At 62.2% G+C, this 24,671-nt stretch carries 21 protein-coding genes; 6 read left to right on the top strand and 15 right to left on the bottom strand.

Features of this window, described 5'->3' with window-relative positions; translation table 11 throughout:
- Positions 1-247: 247 nt before the first annotated feature.
- The 13 genes from PMI11_RS01835 to PMI11_RS01775 all read right to left on the bottom strand — a co-directional run bounded on the left by PMI11_RS01835 (position 248) and on the right by PMI11_RS01775 (position 16,950).
- Positions 248-727, bottom strand: coding sequence for a hypothetical protein (locus tag PMI11_RS01835; RefSeq protein ID WP_007812684.1), 480 nt, complete (start codon positions 725-727; stop codon positions 248-250).
- Between the two features lie 438 nt (positions 728-1,165).
- Complete coding sequence (locus PMI11_RS01830; RefSeq protein ID WP_007812682.1) at positions 1,166-1,969, bottom strand: ABC transporter permease; 804 nt, start codon at positions 1,967-1,969, stop codon at positions 1,166-1,168.
- Complete coding sequence (locus tag PMI11_RS01825) at positions 1,966-2,832, bottom strand: ABC transporter permease (protein ID WP_007812680.1); 867 nt, start codon at positions 2,830-2,832, stop codon at positions 1,966-1,968. The genes PMI11_RS01830 and PMI11_RS01825 overlap by 4 nt, the downstream gene beginning before the upstream one ends.
- 74 nt (positions 2,833-2,906) lie before the next feature.
- Positions 2,907-4,079, bottom strand: coding sequence for an ABC transporter substrate-binding protein (locus tag PMI11_RS01820; RefSeq protein WP_007812678.1), 1,173 nt, complete (start codon positions 4,077-4,079; stop codon positions 2,907-2,909).
- Between the two features lie 59 nt (positions 4,080-4,138).
- The gene (locus PMI11_RS01815; protein WP_007812676.1) at positions 4,139-5,212 is read right to left on the bottom strand and encodes an ABC transporter ATP-binding protein; all 1,074 of its coding nucleotides are present in this window, start codon (positions 5,210-5,212) and stop codon (positions 4,139-4,141) included.
- A 1-nt stretch (position 5,213) separates the two neighbouring features.
- Complete coding sequence (locus PMI11_RS01810; protein WP_007812674.1) at positions 5,214-7,277, bottom strand: hydantoinase/oxoprolinase family protein; 2,064 nt, start codon at positions 7,275-7,277, stop codon at positions 5,214-5,216.
- Positions 7,274-8,968, bottom strand: a complete 1,695-nt coding sequence (locus PMI11_RS01805; RefSeq protein WP_007812672.1) for a hydantoinase B/oxoprolinase family protein — start codon at positions 8,966-8,968, stop codon at positions 7,274-7,276. Before PMI11_RS01805 ends, PMI11_RS01810 begins: the two co-directional genes overlap by 4 nt.
- 116 nt (positions 8,969-9,084) lie before the next feature.
- Positions 9,085-11,679 (bottom strand): LuxR C-terminal-related transcriptional regulator, encoded by a 2,595-nt coding sequence (locus tag PMI11_RS01800; protein WP_007812669.1) that lies wholly within the window; start codon positions 11,677-11,679, stop codon positions 9,085-9,087.
- 432 nt (positions 11,680-12,111) lie between these two features.
- Entirely contained in the window at positions 12,112-12,852 is a 741-nt protein-coding gene (locus tag PMI11_RS01795; protein WP_007812667.1) for a 5-formyltetrahydrofolate cyclo-ligase, read from the bottom strand.
- 18 nt (positions 12,853-12,870) lie between these two features.
- Positions 12,871-14,445, bottom strand: a complete 1,575-nt coding sequence (locus tag PMI11_RS01790) for an ABC transporter permease (RefSeq protein ID WP_007812664.1) — start codon at positions 14,443-14,445, stop codon at positions 12,871-12,873.
- Positions 14,435-15,205 (bottom strand): ABC transporter ATP-binding protein, encoded by a 771-nt coding sequence (locus tag PMI11_RS01785; RefSeq protein ID WP_007812661.1) that lies wholly within the window; start codon positions 15,203-15,205, stop codon positions 14,435-14,437. Before PMI11_RS01785 ends, PMI11_RS01790 begins: the two co-directional genes overlap by 11 nt.
- Positions 15,202-16,176 carry an ABC transporter substrate-binding protein gene (locus PMI11_RS01780; protein WP_007812660.1) on the bottom strand — a complete coding sequence of 325 codons (975 nt, stop codon included), beginning with the start codon at positions 16,174-16,176 and terminating at the stop codon, positions 15,202-15,204. The genes PMI11_RS01785 and PMI11_RS01780 overlap by 4 nt, the downstream gene beginning before the upstream one ends.
- A 36-nt stretch (positions 16,177-16,212) precedes the next feature.
- On the bottom strand, positions 16,213-16,950 hold the full coding sequence (locus PMI11_RS01775) for a 5-formyltetrahydrofolate cyclo-ligase (protein ID WP_007812657.1): 738 nt from the start codon (positions 16,948-16,950) through the stop codon (positions 16,213-16,215).
- A gap of 106 nt (positions 16,951-17,056) precedes the next feature.
- Between PMI11_RS01775 and PMI11_RS01770 the strand changes: the two genes are divergently transcribed.
- Positions 17,057-17,905, top strand: coding sequence for a MurR/RpiR family transcriptional regulator (locus PMI11_RS01770; protein WP_007812656.1), 849 nt, complete (start codon positions 17,057-17,059; stop codon positions 17,903-17,905).
- Between the two features lie 65 nt (positions 17,906-17,970).
- Here PMI11_RS01770 and PMI11_RS01765 read toward each other — a convergent pair whose 3' ends face one another.
- Entirely contained in the window at positions 17,971-18,879 is a 909-nt protein-coding gene (locus PMI11_RS01765; protein ID WP_007812653.1) for a LysR family transcriptional regulator, read from the bottom strand.
- Positions 18,880-19,128: 249 nt separating this feature from the next.
- On the opposite strand from PMI11_RS01765, the gene PMI11_RS01760 reads away from it, so the two are divergent.
- Genes PMI11_RS01760 through PMI11_RS01740 form a run of 5 tightly spaced genes read left to right on the top strand, consistent with a single transcriptional unit; the run spans position 19,129 to position 23,384 of the window.
- Complete coding sequence (locus PMI11_RS01760) at positions 19,129-19,905, top strand: 5-oxoprolinase subunit PxpA (RefSeq protein ID WP_007812651.1); 777 nt, start codon at positions 19,129-19,131, stop codon at positions 19,903-19,905.
- Positions 19,906-19,923: 18 nt separating this feature from the next.
- Complete coding sequence (locus PMI11_RS01755) at positions 19,924-20,166, top strand: acetyl-CoA carboxylase (RefSeq protein ID WP_007812648.1); 243 nt, start codon at positions 19,924-19,926, stop codon at positions 20,164-20,166.
- On the top strand, positions 20,163-21,548 hold the full coding sequence (locus PMI11_RS01750) for an acetyl-CoA carboxylase biotin carboxylase subunit (RefSeq protein ID WP_007812646.1): 1,386 nt from the start codon (positions 20,163-20,165) through the stop codon (positions 21,546-21,548). Before PMI11_RS01755 ends, PMI11_RS01750 begins: the two co-directional genes overlap by 4 nt.
- On the top strand, positions 21,548-22,423 hold the full coding sequence (locus tag PMI11_RS01745) for a 5-oxoprolinase subunit B family protein (RefSeq protein ID WP_007812643.1): 876 nt from the start codon (positions 21,548-21,550) through the stop codon (positions 22,421-22,423). Before PMI11_RS01750 ends, PMI11_RS01745 begins: the two co-directional genes overlap by 1 nt.
- A complete protein-coding gene (locus PMI11_RS01740) occupies positions 22,413-23,384 on the top strand; it encodes a 5-oxoprolinase subunit C family protein (protein WP_007812641.1) in 972 nt (323 codons plus the stop codon). The genes PMI11_RS01745 and PMI11_RS01740 overlap by 11 nt, the downstream gene beginning before the upstream one ends.
- Positions 23,385-23,406: 22 nt before the next feature.
- On the opposite strand, the gene PMI11_RS01735 is transcribed toward PMI11_RS01740, so the two are convergent.
- Complete coding sequence (locus PMI11_RS01735; protein WP_085990518.1) at positions 23,407-24,426, bottom strand: GntR family transcriptional regulator; 1,020 nt, start codon at positions 24,424-24,426, stop codon at positions 23,407-23,409.
- Positions 24,427-24,671 lie beyond the last annotated feature (245 nt).

Here is a 24,671-nt window from a genome sequence, read left to right as displayed (position 1 = left end):
ACAGAAATAGGGTCAGGGTGATGTAACCGATCAGGGAAGCGGCACTTATCAACCAGAACATCGTAAGACATCCAACCAAAAGGCACAGTTCCTGTTTCGGAGCTGCAATGCGCGAAAGCTCGCTTTTGCGAAGCCTTTCCCTTGAAGGGAATTGCTTAACATTCATTGCGGCAGGTCCTGTTCGATCCGCGATTGCAGCAGGGTTAGGGGCACCGAACGGCACACCGTCAGGTTGGAAGGTTGCGCGCTACCGGGTCCGTACATCTGTCGTTCCCGCGCTCCGGCGCGGCAGACCCAGCAGACTTTTGGCCCTGGTCCACCACCGAGAGGGTCTATCAGCCCGCGCCGCGCCGTTGAGGGGCTCGACGGCTGCATGTTCACCCCTTGTGGATATCGGTCGAACCAAACACTCGACCCGTTGGATGAATGCCTTCCCATCGAAGCGTTTTGACGTGAACAGCGGGCCATCGCTGGATGGCTCGGCGTGAAAGAAAATCTCCAGATTGACAACGGGTATGGAGCGGATGTTGCGTAAAAGGTCGATTTCCGAGCGCGTCGTAATCGCAAGCGAATAGCTGTCCGAACGCAGAGCGTCGAAAACGTCCGGGATCGTCGATACAGCAGTGCATGAATAGCCACATTCCGCGAGTTTGGTGGCGACGACTTGAGCGGAGGCCGGAGGAAGGAAGACGAGAATTTCCTTCGCCGGTATGGTTTGCGTGGACACGAGGCTTTCCTCACAACGATGATGAGAAAACCTAGTGCATGCCGCTGCAGCGGTGTATTTGGTTTTATGCAGTTTTATTGCGGCTACTGGAATCGCCCCACCGCCGTTGTCGCGATCCCCGTAGGTCGTAGCGTCGCGAATATTTGCTAGAAGATGCGCTGCCTGGTTGACGTTGCCGCCCGTTGTCGACCTCGGGCTCCTCTACCCATTAGTGCAGCGTGCTGGAGCACGAAGCCGCGCATCCTTCGCGGTGGCCTGCCCCCGTTTCATTTATCGCGGCCAAGATCGGGCTGCTTGCCGGCTACGCGTCCTTCTTTTGCCAGCCAGTCGACGCTTCGGGGCGATAGGATCATCCATCCGTGTGGCACAGAGGTTCTGCCCGTCGTCAGCGGCAGCGATCAAAATCGTTCGTTCCGGGCAGGAGCATGCCAACGCGTGCTATCCATTCGGCTTGCCGCGCGCGGCAAGCTTGAGCGCGATCAGAAAAACAAGCGCCACTGACAGCATGAATATCGCCCCCGACATCGCATAGATCGTTGGCGAGGCCCCGGCGTTCATCTTGCCGAACAGGACGACCGGCAGCGTGTTCTGTCGGCCGGCAAGATAGAAAGATCGGGTGAACTCGTTGAGCGAGAGCAGAAACGAGAAGATGAAGGCACTGACCAGGCCAGGACGGATCAACGGCAACGTGACGTCGCGAAACTGCCGCCAGCGGCTGGCGCCGAGGTCGGCGGCCGCCATCAGGTAAGACGGCTTGACCGCCGCAAAACTCGTCAGGATCACGATGAAGGCGAAGGGCATTGCCCAGAGCAGGTGGCCGGCCGTCACGGTCAGCATGGACGCCTTGATGCCGATGCGGGTGAAGACGGTCGACAGCGCCAGACCCTGGATCACGCCCGGGACGAACATCGGCAGGATGACGGTGAGAAACCAGGCGGTGCGGTTTCGATGGAGCTCGAAGTAGGCGAGCGCTGCGGCAAGAGACAACAGCGTCGCGAGCACTGCTGTCAGGGTGGCTATGATTGCTGATTGCTGCAGCGCGGCCACAAGTGCCCGGTCCTGCGGCAGCGCGGCGTACCATTTCAGCGTGATGTCCGAGAGGTTCGGCAGACCGGGCTGCAAGGCGGGATTGAACGAGACTGCCAGCAAGTAAAGCGGCGGCGCATAGATGACGACGAGCCCGGCAATCGTCAGCGCCCAGATCAGGAAACGGTTCGCTCGGCCCTCCGAATGCGCCGTCATGTGCGATCCTCGAACAGGGAGGCAAGGCCGAACAGGCGGTTGCCGATCAGGACGAGCGCGAAGATCGCGGCGAGCATGACGGTGGAGATAGCAAATGCGAGCGGAAAGTTCGCAACGCGCATCACGTCGTTGATCATCACCGAGATAATGGTGGCACCGGCGCCACCCAGCATCTGCACTTCCGTAGAGGAACCGGCGACCATGACGAATACGAACAGAAAGCCGGCGAATATGCCTGGCATGGTGAGCGGTATCATGATCGTCGTCAGCGTCTTCCAGAAACCGGCCCCGAGGTCACGGGCGGCGGCCAGCACGGTCGTGTCGAGCCGGCGCATCGAGAGCAACAGCGGAAAGGTCGCAAACGGCAGGTAGGAGGCGACGAGGCCGATGACGACGGCAAAGTTGCTGAACAGCAGCCAGTCGATCGGCGCTGTGGTCAGCCCAAGCTCTTGGAGCCCGGTATTGACGACACCGGTGCGTCCGAGCACCAGGCGCCAGGAGAAGGAACGGATAAGATAGGACGTGAAAAAGGGGATCGTCATCAGCGCGAGCAGGATGACCGCGAGTCTGCGGCCGGCGAGGAAATGCACCGCATAGGCCGAAGGGTAGGCGATCAGCAGACAGAGCAGCGCCGTGCCCAATGCTTTCGCGAGCGTCGAAAGAATGACGGTCCAGCGCCCTGCATCGAGGATCGCGACGTAGCCGGCAAAGCTTAGATCCGGCTTGATCCAGTAGGTCGAGGCATCCCAGGTCCAAAAGCTCCATGTGACAACCACCGCCAGCGGCGCCAGGCCGAAGGCGATGATGGCAAAAAGCGGTGGCGAGATCAGCGGCAGGGCAGGAGAGCGGAATGAGCGGAACATGTCTGAACCTCGGCTGAGGACTGTTCGCGGCATCAAGCCGCCGCGAACGTTCTGGTCTGGTTGAACAGCTCCGGTCAGGCGTTACGCAGCTTCTGCCACCACTCCTCGTAGAGCTGGAAATTATCCGGCCGGCAATTCTGCCAGTAGACCTTGCCGGCGAACTTGGCCTTCACATGGTCGCCGAGCGCTTGAACATCCTGCGGCTTGTATTCGTCGGAATGCGCTTTGGCGTATTCGACATTCTTGTCCGTCGGAACCAGATAACCGCGCGCCTTGCCGAGTTCGCAGCCATAGAGACCACCGAGCAGGCCATCGACGAATTTATGAGCGGAATCCGAGACGCCGCGCTCGCCAGCGCCCTTCAGGAGTACGCTATTGTTGCCCCAGCCTTCGTAGCCTTCGACGGGTGCTGCATATTCGACCTGCAGTCCCCGCTTGCGCCCCTCGTAGACGATTGGCTCCCAGCCTGTCATGGCATCGACTTCCTCGTCGGCGACGAGCTGAACACCCTGTTCCCAGCCGTTCCAGAAGGTACGGAACTGCCCGTCCTTCTTGTGTTTGATCAGAAATTCCATCACGATCCCGAGTTCGGATTCCGTCAGGTTGCCGGGATCCGCGATCGGCTTGCTCTCGCTTTCCTTCAGATACATGGCCGTGAAGACGGCACTGTTGATCCAGGCGTCCTCCATCGCGACGCGACCCTTCAGCTTGGGATCGAAGATCACGCCATAGCTGTCGACCTTGCCGAGCTTGTCGGGCCGGTAGATGATCGAGTCGGCATTGACGACGGTCGGAATGCCGTATTGTTTGCCGTCATGCTTAAGATAGGGGATGTCCTTGGCCCATTGCCAGACACCCTCGTAGTTCGGGATTTTCGAAAGGTCCCAGGGAATGATTGCCCCCTGGCGCGCCAGTTCCTTTTCCGCTCCACCCTGGAAGCCCCCGACGTCGAAGAGGTCGTTGGCATTGCCGGCGGCAAGACGAGCGACGACGGGACCGACATCGTTGCCGTTGTCGGTGAATTCCGGGCTTACGCCGACCTGGGAAGCGAATTCTTGCCACTTGTCGCCGATATCGAGCGTCGCTGTCGCCCAGAAGGCGACCGTGTCGGCTGCCTGCGCCCGCCCGGCAAGGCCGAGGCCACCGAGCGAAAATGCCGCGGCACCCGCTCCCATAAGCCCCAGGAACTGGCGGCGCTGCACGTTGCTGGCATTGGAGGATAAAAGCCTGTCATATCGTTTTGTCATCGTCATTCCCCTTTTTGTTAGGTCTTTCGATTGTCGTTCTGTCTCTCCTGTGACGCGGGCTAGGCGCCGCCGGCCGCGATCAGCACTGCGGCGTCCGGCTTGAGATAGACGGAAACGCGCGTGCCCGGCGGCTGCGGTTCGAGATCCGGGTCCAGCGCCACCAGCACCGACTGTCCATCGGCAAAGGCGAGCCTGACGTCGCGATGCAGCCCGCGGAAGGTCGTTTCAGTCAGCGTCAGTTCCAGCTTGCCGTCGGTTCCCGCCGGATCCGGCACAAGCGAAAGGCGGTCCGGCCTGATCGCGACGAGGCTCACCTGTGGGTCGATCGGCCCGGCGATCCGTACCGGGAGGCTCTGCCCCGCCACTACCGCTTCGCCCCGACCGCCGCCTGCGCGGACCGCCTCCGGCCGCAGCAGGGAATCGATGCCAACGAACCGGGCGACGAATGCATTGGCTGGCGTGCGGTAGAAGGCAGCCGGCGTGTCCACCTGCGCGATCCGCCCGCCGTGCATGACGGCCATGCGGTCCGACAGGCTCACGGCTTCGTCCTGATTGTGGGTGACGAGGACGAAAGTCGCGCCGGTTCGCTTGTGCAGGCGGCCGAATTCATCGCGCATCTGCTGGCGCAGCCGCTCGTCGAGCCCGGTTAGCGGCTCGTCCAGCAGCAAGATACCGGGTTCCATGACCAATGCTCGGGCAAGCGCCACACGCTGCCGTTGGCCGCCAGAGAGAAGATTGACGTCACGCGGGCCAAAGCCGGAAAGTTCGACAAGCTCGAGCGCCTCGTTGACCTTGGCATCGAGCTTACCGCCCGACATGCCCTTCAGTTTCAGACCGTAGCTGATATTCTGCGCGACGGTCATGTGCGGAAAAAGACCGAGGCCCTGGAAGACGGTATTGACCGGTCGGCGATTTGCCGGAACTGCGCCCATGTCTTTGCCGTCGAAGGCGATGCGTCCGGACGTTGGCGCCTCGAAACCGCCGATCAGCTTCAGCAGCGTACTCTTTCCGCAGCCTGACGAGCCAAGCAAGGTAAAGAACTCGCCAGCGGCGATCGACAGCGACACACTGTCGACGGCCGTGACCGGCCCGTAGCTTTTAATGACATCGTCGATTTCGATCGATATGGCCATGTCAGCGCGCCGTGGGGCTCCCTTCGCGGATCACGAGAATGCCGGTTTCCGTCATTTCGATGACTTGGTCTTCGAGTACCAGCGTTGTCGCCGTCGCCTCCTCGATGATTGCCGGCCCTTCGAACCTTTCGCCGGCCGGCAGCCGGCTGCGGTCGAATACTGGGCAGTTCAGCCAGCCGCGCGTGGTGCCGAAATAGACGTTTCTCGTTCCGGTGCGGCCCGCCTCCAGGCTGCGTCCGGCTCGCAGCATCTTCGGCAGTGCTATCACCGGCCCGCTCAGCACGGCTTCGAGGTGCAGCGTAGTGATCTCGATCGGGGAGCCGGGCAGGCGGAAGGAATAGGCCTTCTCGTGGGCGGCATGGAAACGGTCGGCGAAAGCGGCCGCATCATCTCCGCGCAAGAAGAGCGCAAACACGCCGTGCTCCTGGCCGCGATAGCGCGCCTCGACACGATAGGTGAACTGGATCGCGGCATCCCGGCCCTTGGCGAAATAAGCGATGGCCTCCTCTTCCATCTGCAAGAAGCGGCGGCTCAGCTCGCAGACCGCCGCCTCATCGAGAGGGCAAAACCATGTCGCTCGGAAATCGGCGCGCGGCTCTGCGGCGAGCATGCCCCAGGCGGAGAAAATGCCCGGATGCGGTGGCACCACCGTCGCCTTGACGCTGAGATCGCGGCCGAGCCGTGCGGCAAGGGCTGGGCCGGCGCCGCCGCTGACGACGAAGGCCGCGTCGCGCGGGTCGTGGCCGCGCTGAACGGTCACGAGCTTCAAGGCGTTGATCATGTTGGCATGAGCGATCTCGATGATCGCCATCGCCGCATCCTCCACTGACATGCCGAGCGGATTGGCGATGGTCGCAATTGCCTGTGCCGCCTTGGCTATGTCGAGCGCCATGGTGCCGCCGGCGAAGTTGGCCGGGTCGAAGATCCCGATGGTCAGGATGGCATCGGAGAGGGTCGGTTTCGTCCCGCCGCGTCCATAACATGCCGGCCCCGGCGTGGAGCCGGCGCTGTGCGGCCCGACTCTCAACGCACCACGCTCGTCGATCCAGGCGATGGACCCGCCGCCAGAGCCGATCTCGACGATATCGACGACCGGAACCTGCACGGCGTGTCCCGGCTCGATACGTGTATGTTCCAGACGATATTCGGCATTGAGCGTCGGTCTGCTGTCATGGATCAGCGAGCATTTCGCCGTCGTTCCGCCGACGTCGAGCGAAAGGACTTCCCTCTCGCCGATTGCGGCGCCGATGCGTGCGGCACCCGCAATCCCACCGGCCGGCCCGGATTCCACCAGGGTGAGTGGGCTACGAGTGGCTTGGTCAAAGGTGGAGATGCCGCCGTTGGACTGCATGGCGTAATAGGGGCAGGTCAGATCGCGATCGGTCAGCGCTGCTTCGAGCCGCGCAAAATAGTGCCGGATGATCGGCTGCACATAGGCGTTGAGCACGACAGTGTTCGATCGTTCGTATTCGCGCCATTGCCGCGAAACCTCATGACTGGCGCAAACCGTCAATTCCGGAAGCGCATCAGCTAGGATATCGGCACACAAGATCTCGTGCTCGGGATTGGCGTAGCTGTGCAAAAACAGCACTGCGATCGCCTCCACCTGCTGCTCGCGGCAGCTCTGGATAATCGGCCGCAGATCGTCCAGTTCGACAGGTGTGAGGACGTTGCCACTTGAGGCGATGCGCTCTCGCACCTCAAAGCGCAAATGGCGCGGGACGAAAGGCTCCGGACTGTGGAACTGCAGGTTATAGAGGTCAGGGCGATTGCCGCGTCCGATTTCCAGGACGTCGCGAAAACCTGCTGTCGTGACCAGCGCGGTGCGTACACCTTTGCGCTCGGTGATGGCGTTGATGACCGTTGTGCCGCCGTGAGCAAAGAACGTCACGTCGCGTGCCCGCAGCCCATCCCGCTGCTCCGACATTGTGATCGCTGCGAGAACGCCGAGTGACTGATCGTCGACAGTCGTCAGGCTCTTTGCGGTAAATAGTTCGCCTGTTCGCTCGTCATAGCCGACGAGGTCAGTGAAGGTTCCCCCGACATCGGTCGCCAGCCTGATCATCCCGCTGTCCTCCTGCGATATCCATAAGCCTCAGCGGCCGCTTGTTCCGTGACGAAACCGTTGTCGAGGTCCTGCTCGATCAGGTCAGGTTCGCGCTCGCGCGGATCACCCCAGCCGCCGCCGCCGCCGGTCACGATGCGAAGGACGTCGCCCTTCGAAAGATCGATATGGGCCGCGCGGCCGTAATCCCGGCAATCCGCTGCCTTGGCGGACGCCACCTGCAGCACGTTCGCCGAACCCGGCATGCCGCCGTTCATGCCCCAGGGCAGGGTCTTCGTACGGCCGAGGCTGCAATAGGCCGAAGCGTCCTGCGACAGGATCTCGTATTCGCGCACGATGCCAAAGCCACCGCGTCTCCTTCCCGCCCCGCTGCCCGCCTGGGTGTTGAAACCGTAACGCTTGACGAGCAGCGGATAGCGGGCCTCGATCACCTCGACCGAATAATTGTAGGTATCGCCGTCCGTCAGCGCGATCACCGCGTTGGCCCCATCACGATCCTCGCTCGCGCCCCAGCCGCCGTGCTGGGGCTCGATATGGATGAAGGGCTGGCCGCGGGCATCCTTGCCGGAGACATAGACGACGCAGAGGCTGGAATAGGAGCCGGCCGAAAAACGGGAGGGCATCAGCGGCGCCAGTGCCTTCCAGACCAATTCCGACGCGTGGACCGAACCCTCGTAATACCAGCCGGTGGGTGAGGGCTTTTCTGCGGTGAAGATGGTGCCAGCGGGTGCGACGACCTTCAGCGGGCGGAACCAGCCTTCGTTTGATGGCGCCTGCGGACCGACAAGTGCCTTGATGATGGTGCGGCACGCCGATTCCAGCGCGCCCCTCGCGCAGTTGATCGGCCCTGCCACGGCCGGTGGGCAACCGGTGAAGTCCGCAGTGATACTGTCGCCCTTGATCGTGACCGCGACCTTCACCTCGATCGGGCCGTCACTGACGCCGTCGCCGTCGATGACATCGGTCGCATGGTAGGTACCATCGGGCAGGGAGGCGATCGCTGTGCGGCTTTGTTTCTCGCTGGCGGCGATCAGGTTTGCGAAAGCCGCCTTGACAGTGGCGCTACCATATTTGCCGGTAAGTTCCGACATTCGCCGCGCCGCAACCCGCACCGTGGCGATCTGTGCGGTCAAGTCACCAATGGCGATTTCCGGGAGCCGGACGTTCTCGCTGATGATATGGATCAGCTCCGAGGAGAAGACGTCCCCACGAACGATCTTGACGCCTGGCAGGCGCAGGCCCTCCTGGAAGACCGAGGTCGCATTTGGTGCAAGGCTGCCCGGAACAGAGCCGCCGACATCGAGATAATGCGCGACGTTGATCGCGTAGGCGACGATCTCGTTAGCGACAAAGATGGGTTTGACCACGGCAAAGTCACAGGCATGCGTGCCGCCGGCATAAGGATCGTTGGTCAGCAGCACGTCGCCGTCGGCCATATCCCCCTCGAAGCGGGAGATCAATGCCTTGACCTGGGCGCCAAACGTGCCGGTAAACAGTGTGATGCCGTTCATTTGCGCGACCAGTTCGCCCTCCGCGCTGAGTAAGCCGCAGGCGAAATCCAGCACCTCGTAGATGACTGGGCTCATGCTGGTGCGGGCCATGACGATGCCCATTTCGTCCACCGTTGCTGCGAGCTTGCCCTCGACGATTTCCTGGGTGACGGGATCGATGGAATCTGTAACAGAAGTCATCTTACTCACGTATCGCTGCATAGATTGGCAGGCACAGAGTAAGCGTCATTGCTCGAGGTTGGATAGCCGGTCAGATGGATAGGACGAGCCCGAATTGTCCCACCCATTCGGGTGGGTCAGCGCCCGGCCAGAACGCCCCGATCCCGCGCGACGTTGACTGCCGCGAGGCGTGTGCAGACGTTGAGCTTGGCGTAGATGTTGCGCAGATGGAACTTCACCGTGTTGTCGCTCATGTCGAGCCTGCGGCCGATCTCTTTGTTGCTGAGGCCAGTGCTCAGCAGTTCCATCACACTCCGTTCCCGATCGGTAAGCCCGCTGGCTGTCTGGATCTCGGCTGCATTCTTGCGGCTGAAACCGATGCGGCTCGGCCACTCCTCGCCGAGGGATTGTGCTAGCCGCCGTCCGACGATGTCAGGCGTTGACACGTCAGAAGCCAGCGCGCGAAGTGTGTCGACAAAGCCGTCACCCTCGACGCACAAGATCGCTCGGTAGTCGCCGAGCGAGACACCAAGGACGAGGTCGCCGAGCCGGGCGGCAGCTTCGTCCTGCCGGCCTTCGGCTACCATGAGGCCCACATCCAGCAGCGATAGTTCGATCGCGCGCGGTACGTTCGGCTTGCGGACCTGCCGGACGATCAGTTGCGAGAGGCACCCGCGGGCACTGACGAAATCGCCGAGCGCAAGGTGGATGCGTGTCCAGAGCAGAGCCGGGACTGTGCCGCGCGGATGGATGGCAAGGTCGTTCGCCCTGTCCAAACCCACCGATTTGCGCCCCATGCCCTTGGTTTCGGCATATCGCATCGCCTGCTCTATATCGCCGAAGGCGAGCAGGAGCCTGACACGCTCCCCTTCGACCAGCCAGGTCAGACGGTCGAAGCCACGGCGGCCAGCGGCGGCATGAACCCGGTCGATCGCGGCGTGGGCTGCGACCTGGTCACCCTTGAGAAGCAGGACGCGCTGCTGTGCCAGGAAGCCTGCGGCCAGCAAATCGAACCAGGTATCGTGGCGTTCGAGATGCGGCAGCGCCCAGTCGAGCATCGCCTCAGCCGTATCCTCGTGGCCGTTCATCGACAGCAACTCCGCCTTCAGCACCTGGCCCACGGCATCGAGATCGCTTCCGATGCCGATATTACGCTGTGCTTCGGCGATCAATCGGTTATAGGCCTCGGCCGCCTTGGCACAGTCTCCGCTGAAATAGGCAGCCTGGCCGACATGGGTATAAAGATGCATGGCGCCGAAATCGGCATTGCCGTCGCGGAAGGCGTGAATGGCGAGGTGCCCGTAATGCAGCGCCCGTTCCAGGTCACCGCGGATCAGGCAATTGTAGCAGAGCATGTTGAGCGCGAGGGCTCTGTGGATCAGTTCCATTCCCTCGCGCTTCATCAGGTCGTCCTCCAGCGCCGAGAGATCCGCGTTGCTGGCCGAACGATCGGTGTAAAGCGAGAGCAGTATGCGCACGACCCTCAAATCGGCAGCCAGCGCCTCACTGCTCTGCGCTATGCCGTGTTCGGCGATCGCCAGGTAGTGATTGGCTGCGTTGAGCTGCCCTGCCTTTGCGCTGACGACCGAAAGACCGAGCGTCGTCAGCGGGAAACGGCTGAGATCGATCTCGGCGGCCTTGTCGATGATCGCCTGAAACATGGTGGTGCCGCCCCGGGTCGTGGCGTAGACCCTCCGCCAGCCCCCCGCGGCTTCGACAATGCGCGCAGCAAGATTGGCCTCGCCGCTCAACAGCGCGTGTCGCACGGCACTGTCGCAATCACCCTGCTGTTCGAACCAGCGGGCAGCCCTCTGTAGCGTGACCCGCGTATCGACATATTGACGCTCGGCCTCTTCCTTGAGGAACGAACTGAAAACCGGATGATAGCGGATCCAGCCGCCCTGGCCGCCCAGGACGGCGATCGGCAGGGCAAGCCTGGCGAGATCCTGAAAGGTCGCCGAAACGTCCGCCTCGTCGCTGATGGCTGAGACCAGTTCGCGATTGAGTGCCGGCAAGGCCGCCGTCTCGATCAGGAAGCGCCTTGTGCGTGCCGGCAGATTGGCGAAGACCTGTTCGGAAAGATAGCTGCCCATTTCCGCCGTTCCGGCGTCAAAATAGGAAAGGATCGCATCCGCCTCGATATTGTCGGACACCAGCACGCGCACCATCTGCAGCGCCACCGCCCAGCCCTCGGTGCGCCTGTTGAGGCTGCCAATCTGGTCGGCAGTCAGCCCGATGCCGTTGCCGGCGAAGAATTCCTCCGCTTCCACGTCCGAAAACGCCAGCTCGCTGACGCCGACCTGTTTCAGGTCGTTATTGAGCCGCAAGGACGAGATCGGAAAACGCGGAGCGCTTCGGGAGATCAGCACGAATTTCAAATGTTCGAGCGTGCTGTCAGCCACCAGTCGTGCAATGACCGATTCTGTCGCATCCGTCTGGGCAAAGTGATAGTCGTCGAGAAAGAGGATGAGCGGGGCAGGGAAACGACGAAGCCGTGTTGCCAGGATACCGAGTAGGGCGGCCGAGGACAGGCTTGCTGTATCGCGTGCCATTCTATCTCCGGGCATCAGCCGGTCGAACGCCTCTAGGAGAACGAGGATGAACTGGCTCTGGTTGCGGTGTTCCGCATCGAGCCCGACCCAGACGACCTGTTGACCGGATGCAAGCAGGTTGTCATGCCACTGCGCTGCAAGACACGTCTTCCCATATCCTGCCGGCGCGACGATCGTCATGAGGCGCCTTAACCCTCCGTCTCCCAGTCGCCGAAGAAGGCTGCGACGTCGGACAGCGTTTGGGGCAGGATTCGGAGGGGCAAAACGGCTATGAGCGCTCATGGAACCAGCTTGCTTCGAAGGTTTCCATATTTCAAGGTGCCGGATGGGCTCATATTCTCCTTCGCAGCCAAACGTTTTCCGCGCCGTGGCCGCGAGTGGTGATATGTCTGAGTGTCACTCGCTCCCGTTCGCGGCTGCAGGGAGCGAATTCTAGATCCAGCTTTTCCTGATTGCAAAACGTGGTCGGCAATTCGATTCAGATCAAGACGTTTTACCTTTGCTACTGCCAACACGTACAAGTGCGGAGCGAAGAATTGCCTGCGCGGTTCTGCCTGTCCATATCAATGATTCCGGGGACAAGGTGGCGCGTCAGTGGATCATCCTCGTCTGTCATAGGCCCATCGCTTTGAGTTCCTGCAGCGGCGGGATCGTCTCGTACATATGCGGGTCGAGCCGGTCCCAGAGGATGCCGCAGGTCGGCTTGTGAGGATTCCGGACCTCGATCGTGCGGGTCGGCGTGAATATTACATCGGCGACGGTGTCGTAGACATCTGGCGTCAGGCATTCGTCAAGCACCTGGCAATCATGCACGACGGCTGCCGACGGCGTATCCGTTGAGATGCGGCCGAGCTGATAGAGCATGCCCCATTCCGCGTCGAAGAAGCCGTGCCCCTTGCCGAAGCGCACGCCCTCATGGTTGATCGCGCCAGTGCCGGTGACCATGTAATCGACCGGCACCATCTTCGCGATATCCTTCAGCATGACGGGCTGGCCGACGCGCTCCATGCCGTCCAACGTCGAGGCATAGAGGTAGAGGTCGGGCGAGATCCAGGCCGGATTGAGCAGCCAGAAGCCGCGTTTGATCGAATAGGTGGTCATCAGAACCGTCTTGCCGTCGATGAGCGCCTGATGCCGCAACCGGTCGAGGCAGTTGTCCGGCGTGATGAACATCAGCCTGGCATTCTTGTAGAACTTGTGGTCCGTGAGCCGGGCGACGGCTGCCTCTCCACCCTCGAAATCCGCAATGAACTCGCCGAAATCGTAATGAAAGCGGCTGTCGGGGACCGCCACCTTGCGCAGCTCGCTCCAGACCCGCTCTCGCACCGAGGCTTTGTGATCGACGATATCCATGTGAAGGCTCTCCTTGGTCTATTCGGCGGTCCGCATGCCGCGCCGGGCAAGCACCTGCCGTTCGATGAAGACGACGATTTGATAGAAGAGGACGGAGATGAGGACCGAGACCACCGCCACCGTCCAGATCATGCCGTAGTCGAGATAGCCGCGCGACTGGTTGAGCAGGTTGCCGAGACCGGTGCCTGTCGCCAGCCATTCGGCGATCATGACGCCGAGCAGCGCGCGCGGCACGGCGAGTCGCGTGGCGGCAAAGAGATAGGGCAGCGAGGCTGGCACCGACACCAGTTTCAGCTGCGTGAAGGGGCTCGCGCCATAGGCGCGCGGCACGTCGAGCGCGGCGCGGGGCACAAGCGAGAGCCCCTGCGCCATTGTCACGAAAGCCGGGAAGAACGTCACCGAAATCGTGATCCAGAGGATCACTGACGGTCCCCGGCCGAGAAGCAGCACGAGCAATGGTGTCAGCGCCACGAGTGGCATCGTCTGCGTGACCAGCGCCACCGGCAGGAAGGTCCGAACAATCCCCGGCCGAACGACGGAGGTGATGGCGAGCGCAAAGGCAAACGCGATGCCGAACGCCATGCCGACCAGCGTCATCGGCAGGGTTTCGGCGAGCGCCAAGAGCAGCCGCATCTGCGACGCGCCGGAGCCCGGCAGCAGGAAGAGGTATTCGAAAAGGCCGGCCGGCGTCTTGGCGATCATCGTGGGCGTGCCCATTAACACCAGCAGCAGCCACCAGAGCGCGACGGGAAGCAGCATCGAGCCGATCCCCAAAGCGGCACTGAGCCAGAACGGCCAGTTCCGCCGCGCCATGCCGGGCGGCGTCGCGGGCACAGTCACCGCCTTCGTCGCGCCGGTGAAATGCAAGGCGATCAGCGAGAAGACGGCATAGGCAAGCCCCGCAATCAGCGTCGCGGCAAGCCCGATGCCCCAGAGCCTGTCAGGTTCCGCCCGGCCGAGCGAGCCGAGCAGGTAGACTCCCAGCCCGAACCGCCCGCCTCCACCGAATTCCGCGAGGATCGAGCCGAGCACGGCATTGGGGGCTGCGATGCGCAATCCTGATAAGATAGAAGGCAGGGCCGACCTGGCCTGTGCGAGTGCGAGGATCTTCCAGCGGCCTCCGCCATAGGCGCGCACCACATCGACCACGCGGTTGTCGGCTTGGGTGATGCCGGTGACGGTCGCCGTCATGGTGACGAAATAGCAACCGATCGCTGCGAGTACGACGCGCGGCGTCATGCCGGAAAAGGTCAGCACGAGCAGCGGCGAAATCGCGATCGGCGGCAGCGCGAACAGCGCGATGTTGACACCGCGACCCAGCCGGGCGGCGGCTGGAAACAGCGCAAAGACCGCGCCGGCGACAATGGCGAGCGCATTGCCGACAATGAAGCCCAGTCCCGCGCCTTCGAGCGTCGCCCAGATATGCGGCGGATAATCGGTGCGGTCGGTCCACAGCCGCATGAGCACGTTGGTCGGGGCCGGCAATGCACCGCCCGCCACAAGCTGGAAGCGCCCGAGCAGTTCCCACGCGACGAGCAAGATCAGCCAGTTGCGCGCAGTTGCGAAGTGGCTTTTGGTCGCCTCAATGGCCATCGAGCGCTCCGGCGATCTCGTCCTCGAGGCGATGGAATTCAGCGCTGGCGAAGATATCTGGCCTGCGCGGGCGTTGGAGCGGGATATCGATGATCCGGCCGATCCGACCCGGCCGGCTCTGCATTACCACCACCCGGTCGGCGAGGAACACGGCCTCATCGATACCATGCGTAACGAGCAGCGTTGTCGCTCCGCTTTCCACCCAGATCCGTTGCAACTCGACGTTCATCTGCCGGCGAAGGATCTGGTCGAGCGCTCCGAAGGGCTCGTCGAGAAACAGGACCCTGGGATCGGTCACCAGCGACCGGGCGATGGCGACGCGCTGACGCATGCCACCCGAAAGTTCGCCGGGCAGCGCTTTTTCGAAACCGGCAAGCCCCACCAACCGGATCAGCCCGGCGATCTTGTCGGCCTTGTCGCGGCGGGCAATGCCGAGCACGTCGAGCGGCAGTGCGATATTGTCTTCGACTGTCCGCCAAGGCATCAGCGCCGCATCCTGGAAGGCGACCCCGGTGATGCCCGCGCGCGCCGCCTGTGACGAGGTGAGCCCCGCGACGGAAACCGTTCCGCCATCCGGCGCATCGAGGCCGAGAGCGATCCGGAGCATGGTCGACTTGCCGCAGCCCGATGGCCCGATCACCGCCGTGAACGATCCCGCCGGGCAATCCAGCGAGACGTGGTCGAGCGCTTGGACGCTCGCGCCGCGCCCCGCAAAGGAGCGCGACACGTCATCGAACCGGATGCCGGAGGCTTCGGTCATGCGATCTCCGCAAGCACCGATGTGTCGAAGTGTTCGCGCTTGGCGGCGATGCCGACCTCGGCCAGCGCCTTGATGTTGGCGTCGATGGCCTCGTCGGTCATCGAGAAGATGCCGGTAGTGGCCTCGATCAGCGGCTTCTGTGCAGTGTTGAAATAGACCTCGTTCTCGATCGAGCGGCCAGTGCCCTTGAACCAGGTCTCGGCGAAGGTCGGCGGGTAGGCGGCCGGGTCCCTCAGGTTTTCTTCCCAGCCCTTTTTCGAGGCCTTGAGGAAGGCGACGATTTCCTTGCGCTTGGTCTTCAGCGCCTCTTCCGTCACCACGATCGTATCGTTGAAGATGGTGAAGCCGAAGTCGTAGAGCAGGAAGGACGTCGCGTCCTCGCCCGCCTGCTTGATGGTAAAGGGCACGTTGGTGGTGAAATCGAGCGACGCGTCGATCTCGCCCTTGATCAGCGGGGTCGGGTCATAGGCATAGGGGACGATGTTGACCTTCGACTTGTCGACGCCGGAAATCTTCAGCATCGCCTCGACGGAGATGACATTGACCGGCGGCACGGCGAGCGTCTTGCCGATCAGGTCCTTCGGCTCCTTGATCGGATTCTTGGCGAGCGAGACGATGCCGATCGGGTTCTTCTGGTATTGGGCGCCGATGATCTTGAAGGGCGCGCCCTGCTCGACGATCGCCTTGATCGTCGTGTCGGGCGTCGTCAGCGTCAGGTCGGCCTTGCCGGCGATGATGGTGCTTTCCGGGATCACGTCCGGACCGCCGGAAAGATAGGCGAGGTCCAGCCCCTCGTCCTTATAATACCCCTTGTTGGCGGCGGTGAAATAGCCGGCGAATTCGGCATCGTTGATCCAGGAGGCCTGGAAGGTGAAAGGCGAGGCGGCGCTCGCGATCCGGTTCATGGCCGGATAGGCTGCTGCGGCGCCCATGAGCGCCAGGAAGCGGCGCCTGTCGATGGTGAGGTTCATGCGATCTGTTCCCTTTTTATTGGTGTTGGAGGACGGTCATGCGACGCCCCGGATACGGGCAAGCTCGCTGAGGGGCGGTATCTGCTGAATCTCCTGCGTGGTCAGGAGCTCCCATTTCACGCCGCGCGGACGGCGGCCCGGGCGCTCGACGCGGATGAGCCGCGTGGGCGTGGCAATGAGGTCGACGGGGATGTCGGTCTCGTTCATCTGCAGGTGATCCTCGACCACCTGCACGTCATGCACGATGGCCGCGACCGGCGTCGTGTCGCGCGCGAGCCCGAGGTCGGTGAACATGCCCCATTCGAGATCGAAGAAGCCGTGACCCTTGCCGAAGCGCACGCCATCCACCGACACGGCGGAGGCGCCCGTCGCCATGAAGTCGAAGCGACCGAGTGCCGCGATGTCCTCCAGCGTCACCGGCTTGGCGAAATGTTCGATACCGTCGAGCCAGGCCGCATAAGGCTCGGCGCCTTCCGGCACGGCGTCCGGCGCGAGGTAGAGAAAGCCGCGCTGGATGTTGTAGGTTGCCGTCACCATCGGTACACGCGCCGCAATCAGCCGGCGGCGCAGCTCGGTCGTGGAATTGTCGGGCGTCACGAAGGCCAGTCTGCAGCCGCGGAACGCAGCGAGCGCCTCGATCCGGTCGGTTGCCGCCTCCACGCCGTCGAAATCCGGGATGAAATCGGCGAAGTTCATGTGAAACCGCGTATCGGCCCGCGCCACACCCTTGAGACGTTCCCATATGCGTTGACGCGTGATGCGGGATTGCGACATGCGGCGGCCCGTTGTTTCATTGTTTCATGATGATGAAACATCAGTTTCACTATTGCAAGAGGCATGCTAGTCTTTTTTATGGGAGCCGAAGGAATCGAATGGTCATATGGCTACACGTCTGGTCTTGCGCATTCAGGAACGCTATTCGCGGCTGACAAGCGGCGAGCAGAAGCTCGCCCAGTTGATCCTCGACCGGCAGGACGACATCCTCACCCATTCGGCAACCGAGATCGCTGAGATGGCCGGCGTGTCGAAGGCCACTGCCGCGCGCTTCTTCCAGCATCTCGGTTATGCCGATTTCAATGAGGTGAAGCTGCAGGCGCGCGAGGAACGGAACCGCACCGAGCCCTACGAATATTCCGTCACCAATTCCGAACAGGTGGCGATGGGGCGTACCATCGGCGCGCATCTGGAACTGGAACTGAGAAACCTCACCAAGACCTTCGAGGAATTGCGCTCTGACAAGGTGCGCGAGGCGGCCGAGCTGATCGCCGCGGCGCCGCGCGTCTGGGTGCTGGGTCTTGGGCCGGAGGAAGGTTTCGCCCGCTATGCGCGGCTGCTGCTCTCGCGGCTCCGCCACAGCGTCATGATCCTCGGCATCAACCAAGGCTCGTGGGCGGAAGATCTGGCGATGACCGGGCCGAAGGACGTGCTGCTGCTGATCACGCTACCGCCGCACCAGTCGGTGCTGAAGCCGATATTGAGCTATGCTCAGACCAGCCGGCTCAACGTCATTACCATCACCGATCGGACCTCGATGCTGGAGGCCCAGCGCTACTCCAGGGTTGTGCTGCCCTGCCATGTGGCGAGCTTCGCTCTCGGGCCATCGCACACCGCCATATCGAGCGCGATCCGGCTGTTGGCGCTGACCTATGCCGCGCAGGCCGGCAAGTCGGCGCAGCAGCGCGCCGAGATTGTCGCGAGCATCCACGAGGAACTCGGCGACGTGGGGTGAGACGGGTCTGCGGTTCGAGATACCGGATACTCAGGCGCACCAGCGGTTGCTTCAAAAGGCAAAATTCATGCATTGGTGCCCGGCAGACCGAAAGCCTGCTGAAAATACCGGCGAAAGGCATGCATGGCCGGTGTGAACTCGATGTTGGCGCGCCAGGCGAGACCAACATCCATCGGCGGCACAGGATCCTTGATATTGACGGTCTCGATCCGCCGGCCCTCCAGCGACCAGGGGCGGTGAACCATATCAGACAGGATCGCGACGCCGAGGCTGTTGGCGACCATCGAGCGCACCGCCTCAATCGACGAGGTGCGCAGCATCACCTGCGGCTGATAGGGCGTCGTGCTCCAGTACTTCAGCGATGAATAGGCCGCCTCGTCCACGGTCAACATGATGTAGGGCTCCTCGGCGATATCCCGCAAACCGACGCCCACGCGCTTCAGCAGCGGATGCTGCGCCGGCACCCAAAGCCTGCGGACGGAACGCAAAAGCGTCTCCGTGGTGAGCGCGCTATTCAGGATATTCGAGGTCAGCAGCACCGAAATGTCGTAACGGTTGGCAAGCAGGCCTTCCTCGATCGACTCGCGGTTCACCTCGTAGAGCTGGATGCGGAGCTTGGGGTAGAGCCGGCGCATGCGCTCGATGTGAAGTGGCAGGAAATAGCCGATAACGGTGTAGGTCGCCGCGACCGTCAGATCTCCTTCGATATCGCTGCTGACATAGTTCAGATGCGTTGCCTCATCGACCTTGGCAAGGATCTCGTAGGCATAGGAAAGAAACTGCCGGCCGGCGGCGGTCAGCTCCATGCCCTGCGGCATGCGGATGAAAAGAGAAACGCCGATCGATTTTTCCAGCTCCTTGATTGCGGTGGTCACTGCCGACTGCGAGATCGAGAGCTGCGTCGCCGCATAGGAGATCTGTCCCTGCTCGGCGGTTGCGACGAAATAGCGGAGCTGCCGGAAGCTGAGGCTCATGGTCTGCATCTCCCATCTAATTATCTGAAATCGGCGTCAATAAATTCGATTGGCTGCATTTGCTTTATGCGCGCCCCTCGCGCATTCGAGGCGAAATGGAATCAAGTTATTGGAATATAACATGTATTTTTTGCCTGTGATTTGGGCGTAGGTATCTGATTTCTCGATAATGATGACGTGAAAATTGAATTTTTCAAATCCCGTTTTGTCGCGTAGCGTTTTGTCAGATGACAACGGCGGAAAGACAGTTTGAAGAACATCGTCGACATCAACTGCGATATGGGAGAGGCCTTCGGCCGCTGGCGGATCGGCGATACGCAGGATTCGCTGCTGATCTCCCACATCAGCTCGGCTAATATCGCCACCGGCTTCCATGCCGGCGATCCGAACCTCATCGACGAGACTGTGGCACTTGCCGCCGCCCATGGCGTCGGGGTTGGCGCGCATCCCGGCTATAACGACCTGCAGGGCTTCGGCCGCCGCAAGATTGTCTCCAGCAGCAAGGAGCTGGTCAACGACATCATCTATCAGGTGGGGGCTCTGCGTGAGTTCGCCCGCCGCCACAGCGTGTCGGTGCAGCATATCAAGCCGCATGGAGCGCTCTACATGGAGATGGCGGTCAATCCGGATTTGGCGCAGATCTTCGTCCAGTATATGCGCACCGTCTCGCCCAACGCTTTTGTCTTCTGTATGGGCGGTTCGGCGACGCACAGGGCAGCGCTTGATGCCGGACAGCCTGTCGTGCGCGAGTTTTATGCAGATCGTGACTACGACGACAGCGGCTCGATCGTCTTTACCCGCGATGCCGGCCGTCCCGATCCGATGGTGCTGGCGCAGAAAGTGTTGCGCGCCTGCCAGGAGGGCAAGGTCCGCACGGTCACGGGCAACGACATCGACATCGAATTTGAATCCATCTGCTTTCATTCCGATACGCTCGGCGCGCTCGATATCGTTCTCAGCGTGCGCGAGCTGCTGGTCGGTGCCGGAATCCGGATCGCGCCGGTGTCGCAGATCCTTGGCCATTAGACTTTGCGGAGACCGACCATGAGCAAGATTGAAATCCGTTCACCCCTGCCGGGCACCTTCTACCGGGCTTCCGCTCCGGATGCGCCACCTTTCAAAGCGGATGGCGACGATGTCGCCGAGGCCGAGACGATCGGCGTCATCGAGGTCATGAAGACATTCCAGGAAGTTCCGGCCGGTGTTAACGGCAAGGCGATTACCTTCCTCGTCGACAATGAGGAGCCTGTCATGGCTGGGCAGGTCATCGCGGAGGTCGAGGCATGACGATCGGCTCGGTGCTCGTCGCCAATCGCGGGGAGATTGCCGTTCGCGTCATCGAGGCGGCGAAGGCGCTCGGCATCCGGACCGTGCAGGTGCACAGCGCAGCAGACGCGGACATGCTGGCGGTGCAGCTGGCCGATGAGGCGGTAAACATCGGCCCGCCTGCACCGAAGAAATCCTATTTGAACATCGAGGCGGTGATTGCCGCCGCAAAGGCGGCCGGCGTCGATGCCGTGCATCCAGGCTACGGCTTTCTGTCCGAAAACGGCGACTTCGCCGATGCTGTGCGCGATGCCGGCATGATCTTCATCGGCCCCTCCGGCGATGCGATCCGCACGCTCGGCGATAAGGTGGCGGCGCGGCAGGTGGCAAGACGCGCGGGCGTGCCGACGGTGCCCGGCAGCAACGGTCGGGTCGCCGGGCTCGACGAGGCGCGTTTGCTTGCAGCCGAGATTGGTTTTCCTGTCATGATCAAGGCAGCGGCTGGCGGCGGCGGACGTGGCATCCGGATCGTCGATGGCATCGCCGAGCTGGAACAGCAGTTTCCGCTGGCTTCGGCCGAGGCGCTGGCCGCCTTCGGCGACGGCGGGCTTTATATGGAAAAAGTCATCGGCCGCGCCCGGCACGTCGAGGTGCAGATTTTCGGCGACGGGCAGAATTTCGTGCATTTCTTCGAACGCGAATGCTCGCTGCAGCGGCGGCGCCAGAAGGTGTGGGAAGAGGCGCCCGCCTTCCTGCTGCCTGCTGACATGCGCGAGCGGCTTTGCATGAGCGCCGTGGCGCTTGCACGCGAGGTCGGCTATCGCGGCGCCGGCACCGTCGAATATCTTTACGACGACGAAACGGGCGCCTTTTATTTCATCGAGGTCAACACCCGCATCCAGGTTGAGCATCCCGTGACCGAGATGATAACGGGGCTCGACCTGGTGCAGGAGATGTTCAAGGTCGCGGGTGGTGCAGCTCTTTCGGTCACTCAGCGAGACATCGTGGCCAGCGGCCACGCGATCGAGTGCCGCATCAATGCCGAGGACCCGTTCAATGCCTTCCAGCCATCGCCGGGCACGATCACGTCGCTGTCCGTCCCGGAAGGCGAAGGCATCCGTTTCGATACGATGCTCTACGAGGGCTACACGATCCCGCCCTTTTATGATTCCCTGCTCGGCAAGCTGATCGTGCACGCGGAGACACGCGAGACCTGCCTCGAAAAGCTCGCCACGGCGCTCGCGGCACTTGCGATCGAAGGCGTGCCGACGACGGTGCCGCTGCACTTGACACTTGCCCGTGACGCAAGCGTCGCCAAGGGTGCCTTCCACACTCGCTTTCTCGAACAATGGTTGGAGCACGATTTTCCCGCTCTGGCCGGCCGGACCCAGGAGGTTGCCTGATGCCTGCGCGATATACGTTCGGAGGTGACGAACACCTCTTCGTCGAGTGCAGCAACGAGATGTCGCTTGAGGCCTTCTTCAAGAGCCTGTCCATGGCGACAGCGGTCCGGGAAAGCCAGATCAAGGGCGTCACCGAGATCTGCCCGGCCAATGCCTCGTTCCAGGTGAGGTTCAATCCCGATCTCATCAAGCCGGACGACATCCTGCGGGAGGTCAAGGCGATCGAGAGCGTGGCGGAAAAATCCGAGCCGGTCCTGAAGACCCGCATCATCGAGATCCCCGTCTTCTACAATGATCCGTGGACGAATGAGACGCTGATGCGCTTTCGCGAGCGGCATCAGGAGCCCGGTGGAACGGATCTCGACTATGCCGCGCGGATCAACGGCTACGGCGGTGTTGACGATTTCGTCGCCGCGCATGCCGGTTCCCCCTGGTTCGTGTCGATGGTCGGGTTCGTGGCGGGGCTGCCCTTCATGTACCAGATGGTCGAGCGACAGCGACAGATCGAAGTGCCGAAATATCTGAGGCCGCGCACCGATACGCCCAAACTGACGGTCGGCCATGGCGGCTGCTTCGGCTGCATCTATTCGGTGCGTGGCGCGGGCGGCTACCAGATGTTCGGCGTGACGCCGATGCCGATCTTCGACCCGACGCAGCAAACGAGTTACCTGCGCGATTTCATGGTGTTCTTCCGCCCCGGCGATATCGTCAAGTTCAAGCCGGTCGATCGCGACGGTTACGACACGGCGGTCGAAGAGGTCGACAAGAGGCTCTTCAGCCCGCCGATCCGCGAGGTCCGGTTCGATCTGCGCGAATTCAGCAAGGACATCGACGGTTACAACGCCGCGCTGGAGGGCATTCTCAATGACCATTAAGGTGCTGCACCCCGGATTATCGACGAGCGTCCAGGATCTCGGCCGTCCCGGCTATTTCCACCTCGGCATCCCGATCGGCGGTGCCATGGACCGCTACGCCATGCGCGCCGCCAATCTGCTCGTCGGCAACGGCGAAGGGGCCGCGGGTCTCGAGGCGGTCTTCATGGGGCCGAAGCTCGAATTTACCGAGGACAGGCTCGTAGCCGTCACCGGTGCCGACATGCCGGCCAAGGTCGACGGCGTGGCGCAGCCGGGCTGGACGGCTTTCAAGGTCAAGGCTGGCCAGGTGCTGAGCTTCGATTTCCTGAAATCGGGCGCACGCATCCTGATTGCGGTCGCGGGCGGTATCGACGTGCCTGAAGCGCTCGGCAGTCGGTCCACCTATCCGATCGGCGCACTCGGCGGCTACAAAGGCAGGGCACTGGCGGCCGGTGACGAACTGCCTGTCGGAAAGGCCGACCTTGCCGAAGACGGAAAAAGCGTCGCCGAGGAGCTGCGGCGCAGGCCCGAAACGCCGGCAGAGCTGCGCGTACTGCCGGGGCTCTACTGGGACCGGTTGACGGATGCCGCCAAGGCAAGCTTTTTCGCCGACGAATGGAAAGTGGCACCTGAGGCCGACCGCATGGGCTACCGCTTCCGTGGTGGGCGCAGGCTCGAATTCCTGGACCGCAAGCAGCCCTTCGGCGCCGGATCCGATCCGTCGAATATCGTTGACAGCTGCTACCCCTACGGTTCGATTCAGGTGCCGGGCGGGACGGAGCCGATCATCCTTCATCGCGACGCGGTCTCCGGCGGCGGCTATTTCATGGTCGGCACGGTGATTTCGGCGGACATGGACCTTATCGGTCAGTTGCAGCCGCATACGCCGGCGCGGTTCGTCGAGGTGACGATGGATCAGGCGTTAAAGGCGAGGGCCGATCAGGCAACGCTGCTCGACCGCCTCCGCCAAAGCCTATCGTGAGGTGACGACGATGGCTGGCCGATCACTCGACGCGCGTCAGGTAATCGGCGGTCACGCTCGGACCGGGAATGATGGCGACGATCTTCATCTGGGCGATCATGCGCTTCATGGAGGCGTCGAGATGGGTCTCCAGCATGGCGGCGGCGGCGTCGACGGCGCCGCGCATGAGAAGCTCGACGATCAGCCGCATCTCGGTGATGGCGGTCGGATCATCAGGCAAGCCGAGATGACGCAGCAGCCGCTCGGCAGCGTTGACGGGGAGCAGGTTGTTGCGGATCAGCTCCCGTGTCTTCTCGTTAGATGTAGTCAGCACGCAGATGTCGATCATCTGTTCCTGAAGTTCCTCGAGTTTCTCGAGGTGGTCGACCGGCTGCGAAGCTTCGAGACCGGCCAGCCGGGTGAAGAGTTCGGTCAGGCGTTCGCGGTCGACGGCAGCAGCGCCTGCCTTGAGTGCCGAGGGCTCCAGCATGCGTCGGAGCGTGAAATGATCCTTGATCGTCTGCGCCGTCAGCGGACCGGCGATCCAGTGGGAACTCTGGTTCTTCCGGACGAGGCCGCGTTCCTGCAGACGGCTGAGGACGTCGCGCACCACCGTGCGGCTGACCTTGAAATGATTGGCGAGTTCGATCTCGATGATGCGGTACTGGCCGAAGACGACGCAGCCGGCCACGTCGCGCTCCACCGTGTTGTAGATGCGCGCCCAGGACGAGCGGCTCTGCAACGCCTCGTCGGCGTGCTGGGCGATGACAAGGCCGAAGGACTTGATATCAGTGCGGTTCGGAATGAGACCCGCATCCTGCGGACCGACGAGGAAGCCACGTCCCGGGAAGCGGTGGACGAGGCCATCGGCCTCCAGACGAAGCAGGGCGCGCTGCACCGGCGCGCGGGACGTTTGGAGAATGTCGGCGATCGGCCCCTCGAGCAGGACCAGACCGAGCGGCAACTGCCCGCCGACGATGTTGTCGCGCAGGATGTGCTCGGCAATCTCGTACCGACGCTGGGCCGTCTGTCCTGGGAGATTGCGTATCATCGGGCGGGGCATCCTCCATCCAACAGCGGATGGCAACAAAGCGGGAATTCTCTTTAGTTTATTTTGTCATTTCGGACTATGTCAAAATAAATGTCTTTTGCATACCAAAATTGCATTTTTTATGACGTTGGGTGAGCGGTTGCTCCATGGTCGTCCAGACCATTTTGCGTTGCAAACGGCCGAGGACGGGGCGAGCGGCTGCACGATGAGAGCGCATTTGGTGCAGAAGTATGCGATTTATAGCAGAAATACGCTCA

Source organism: Rhizobium sp. CF142, assembly GCF_000281145.1.
GTDB lineage: Bacteria > Pseudomonadota > Alphaproteobacteria > Rhizobiales > Rhizobiaceae > Rhizobium.
This window is presented reverse-complemented; position numbering and strand designations above follow the sequence as displayed.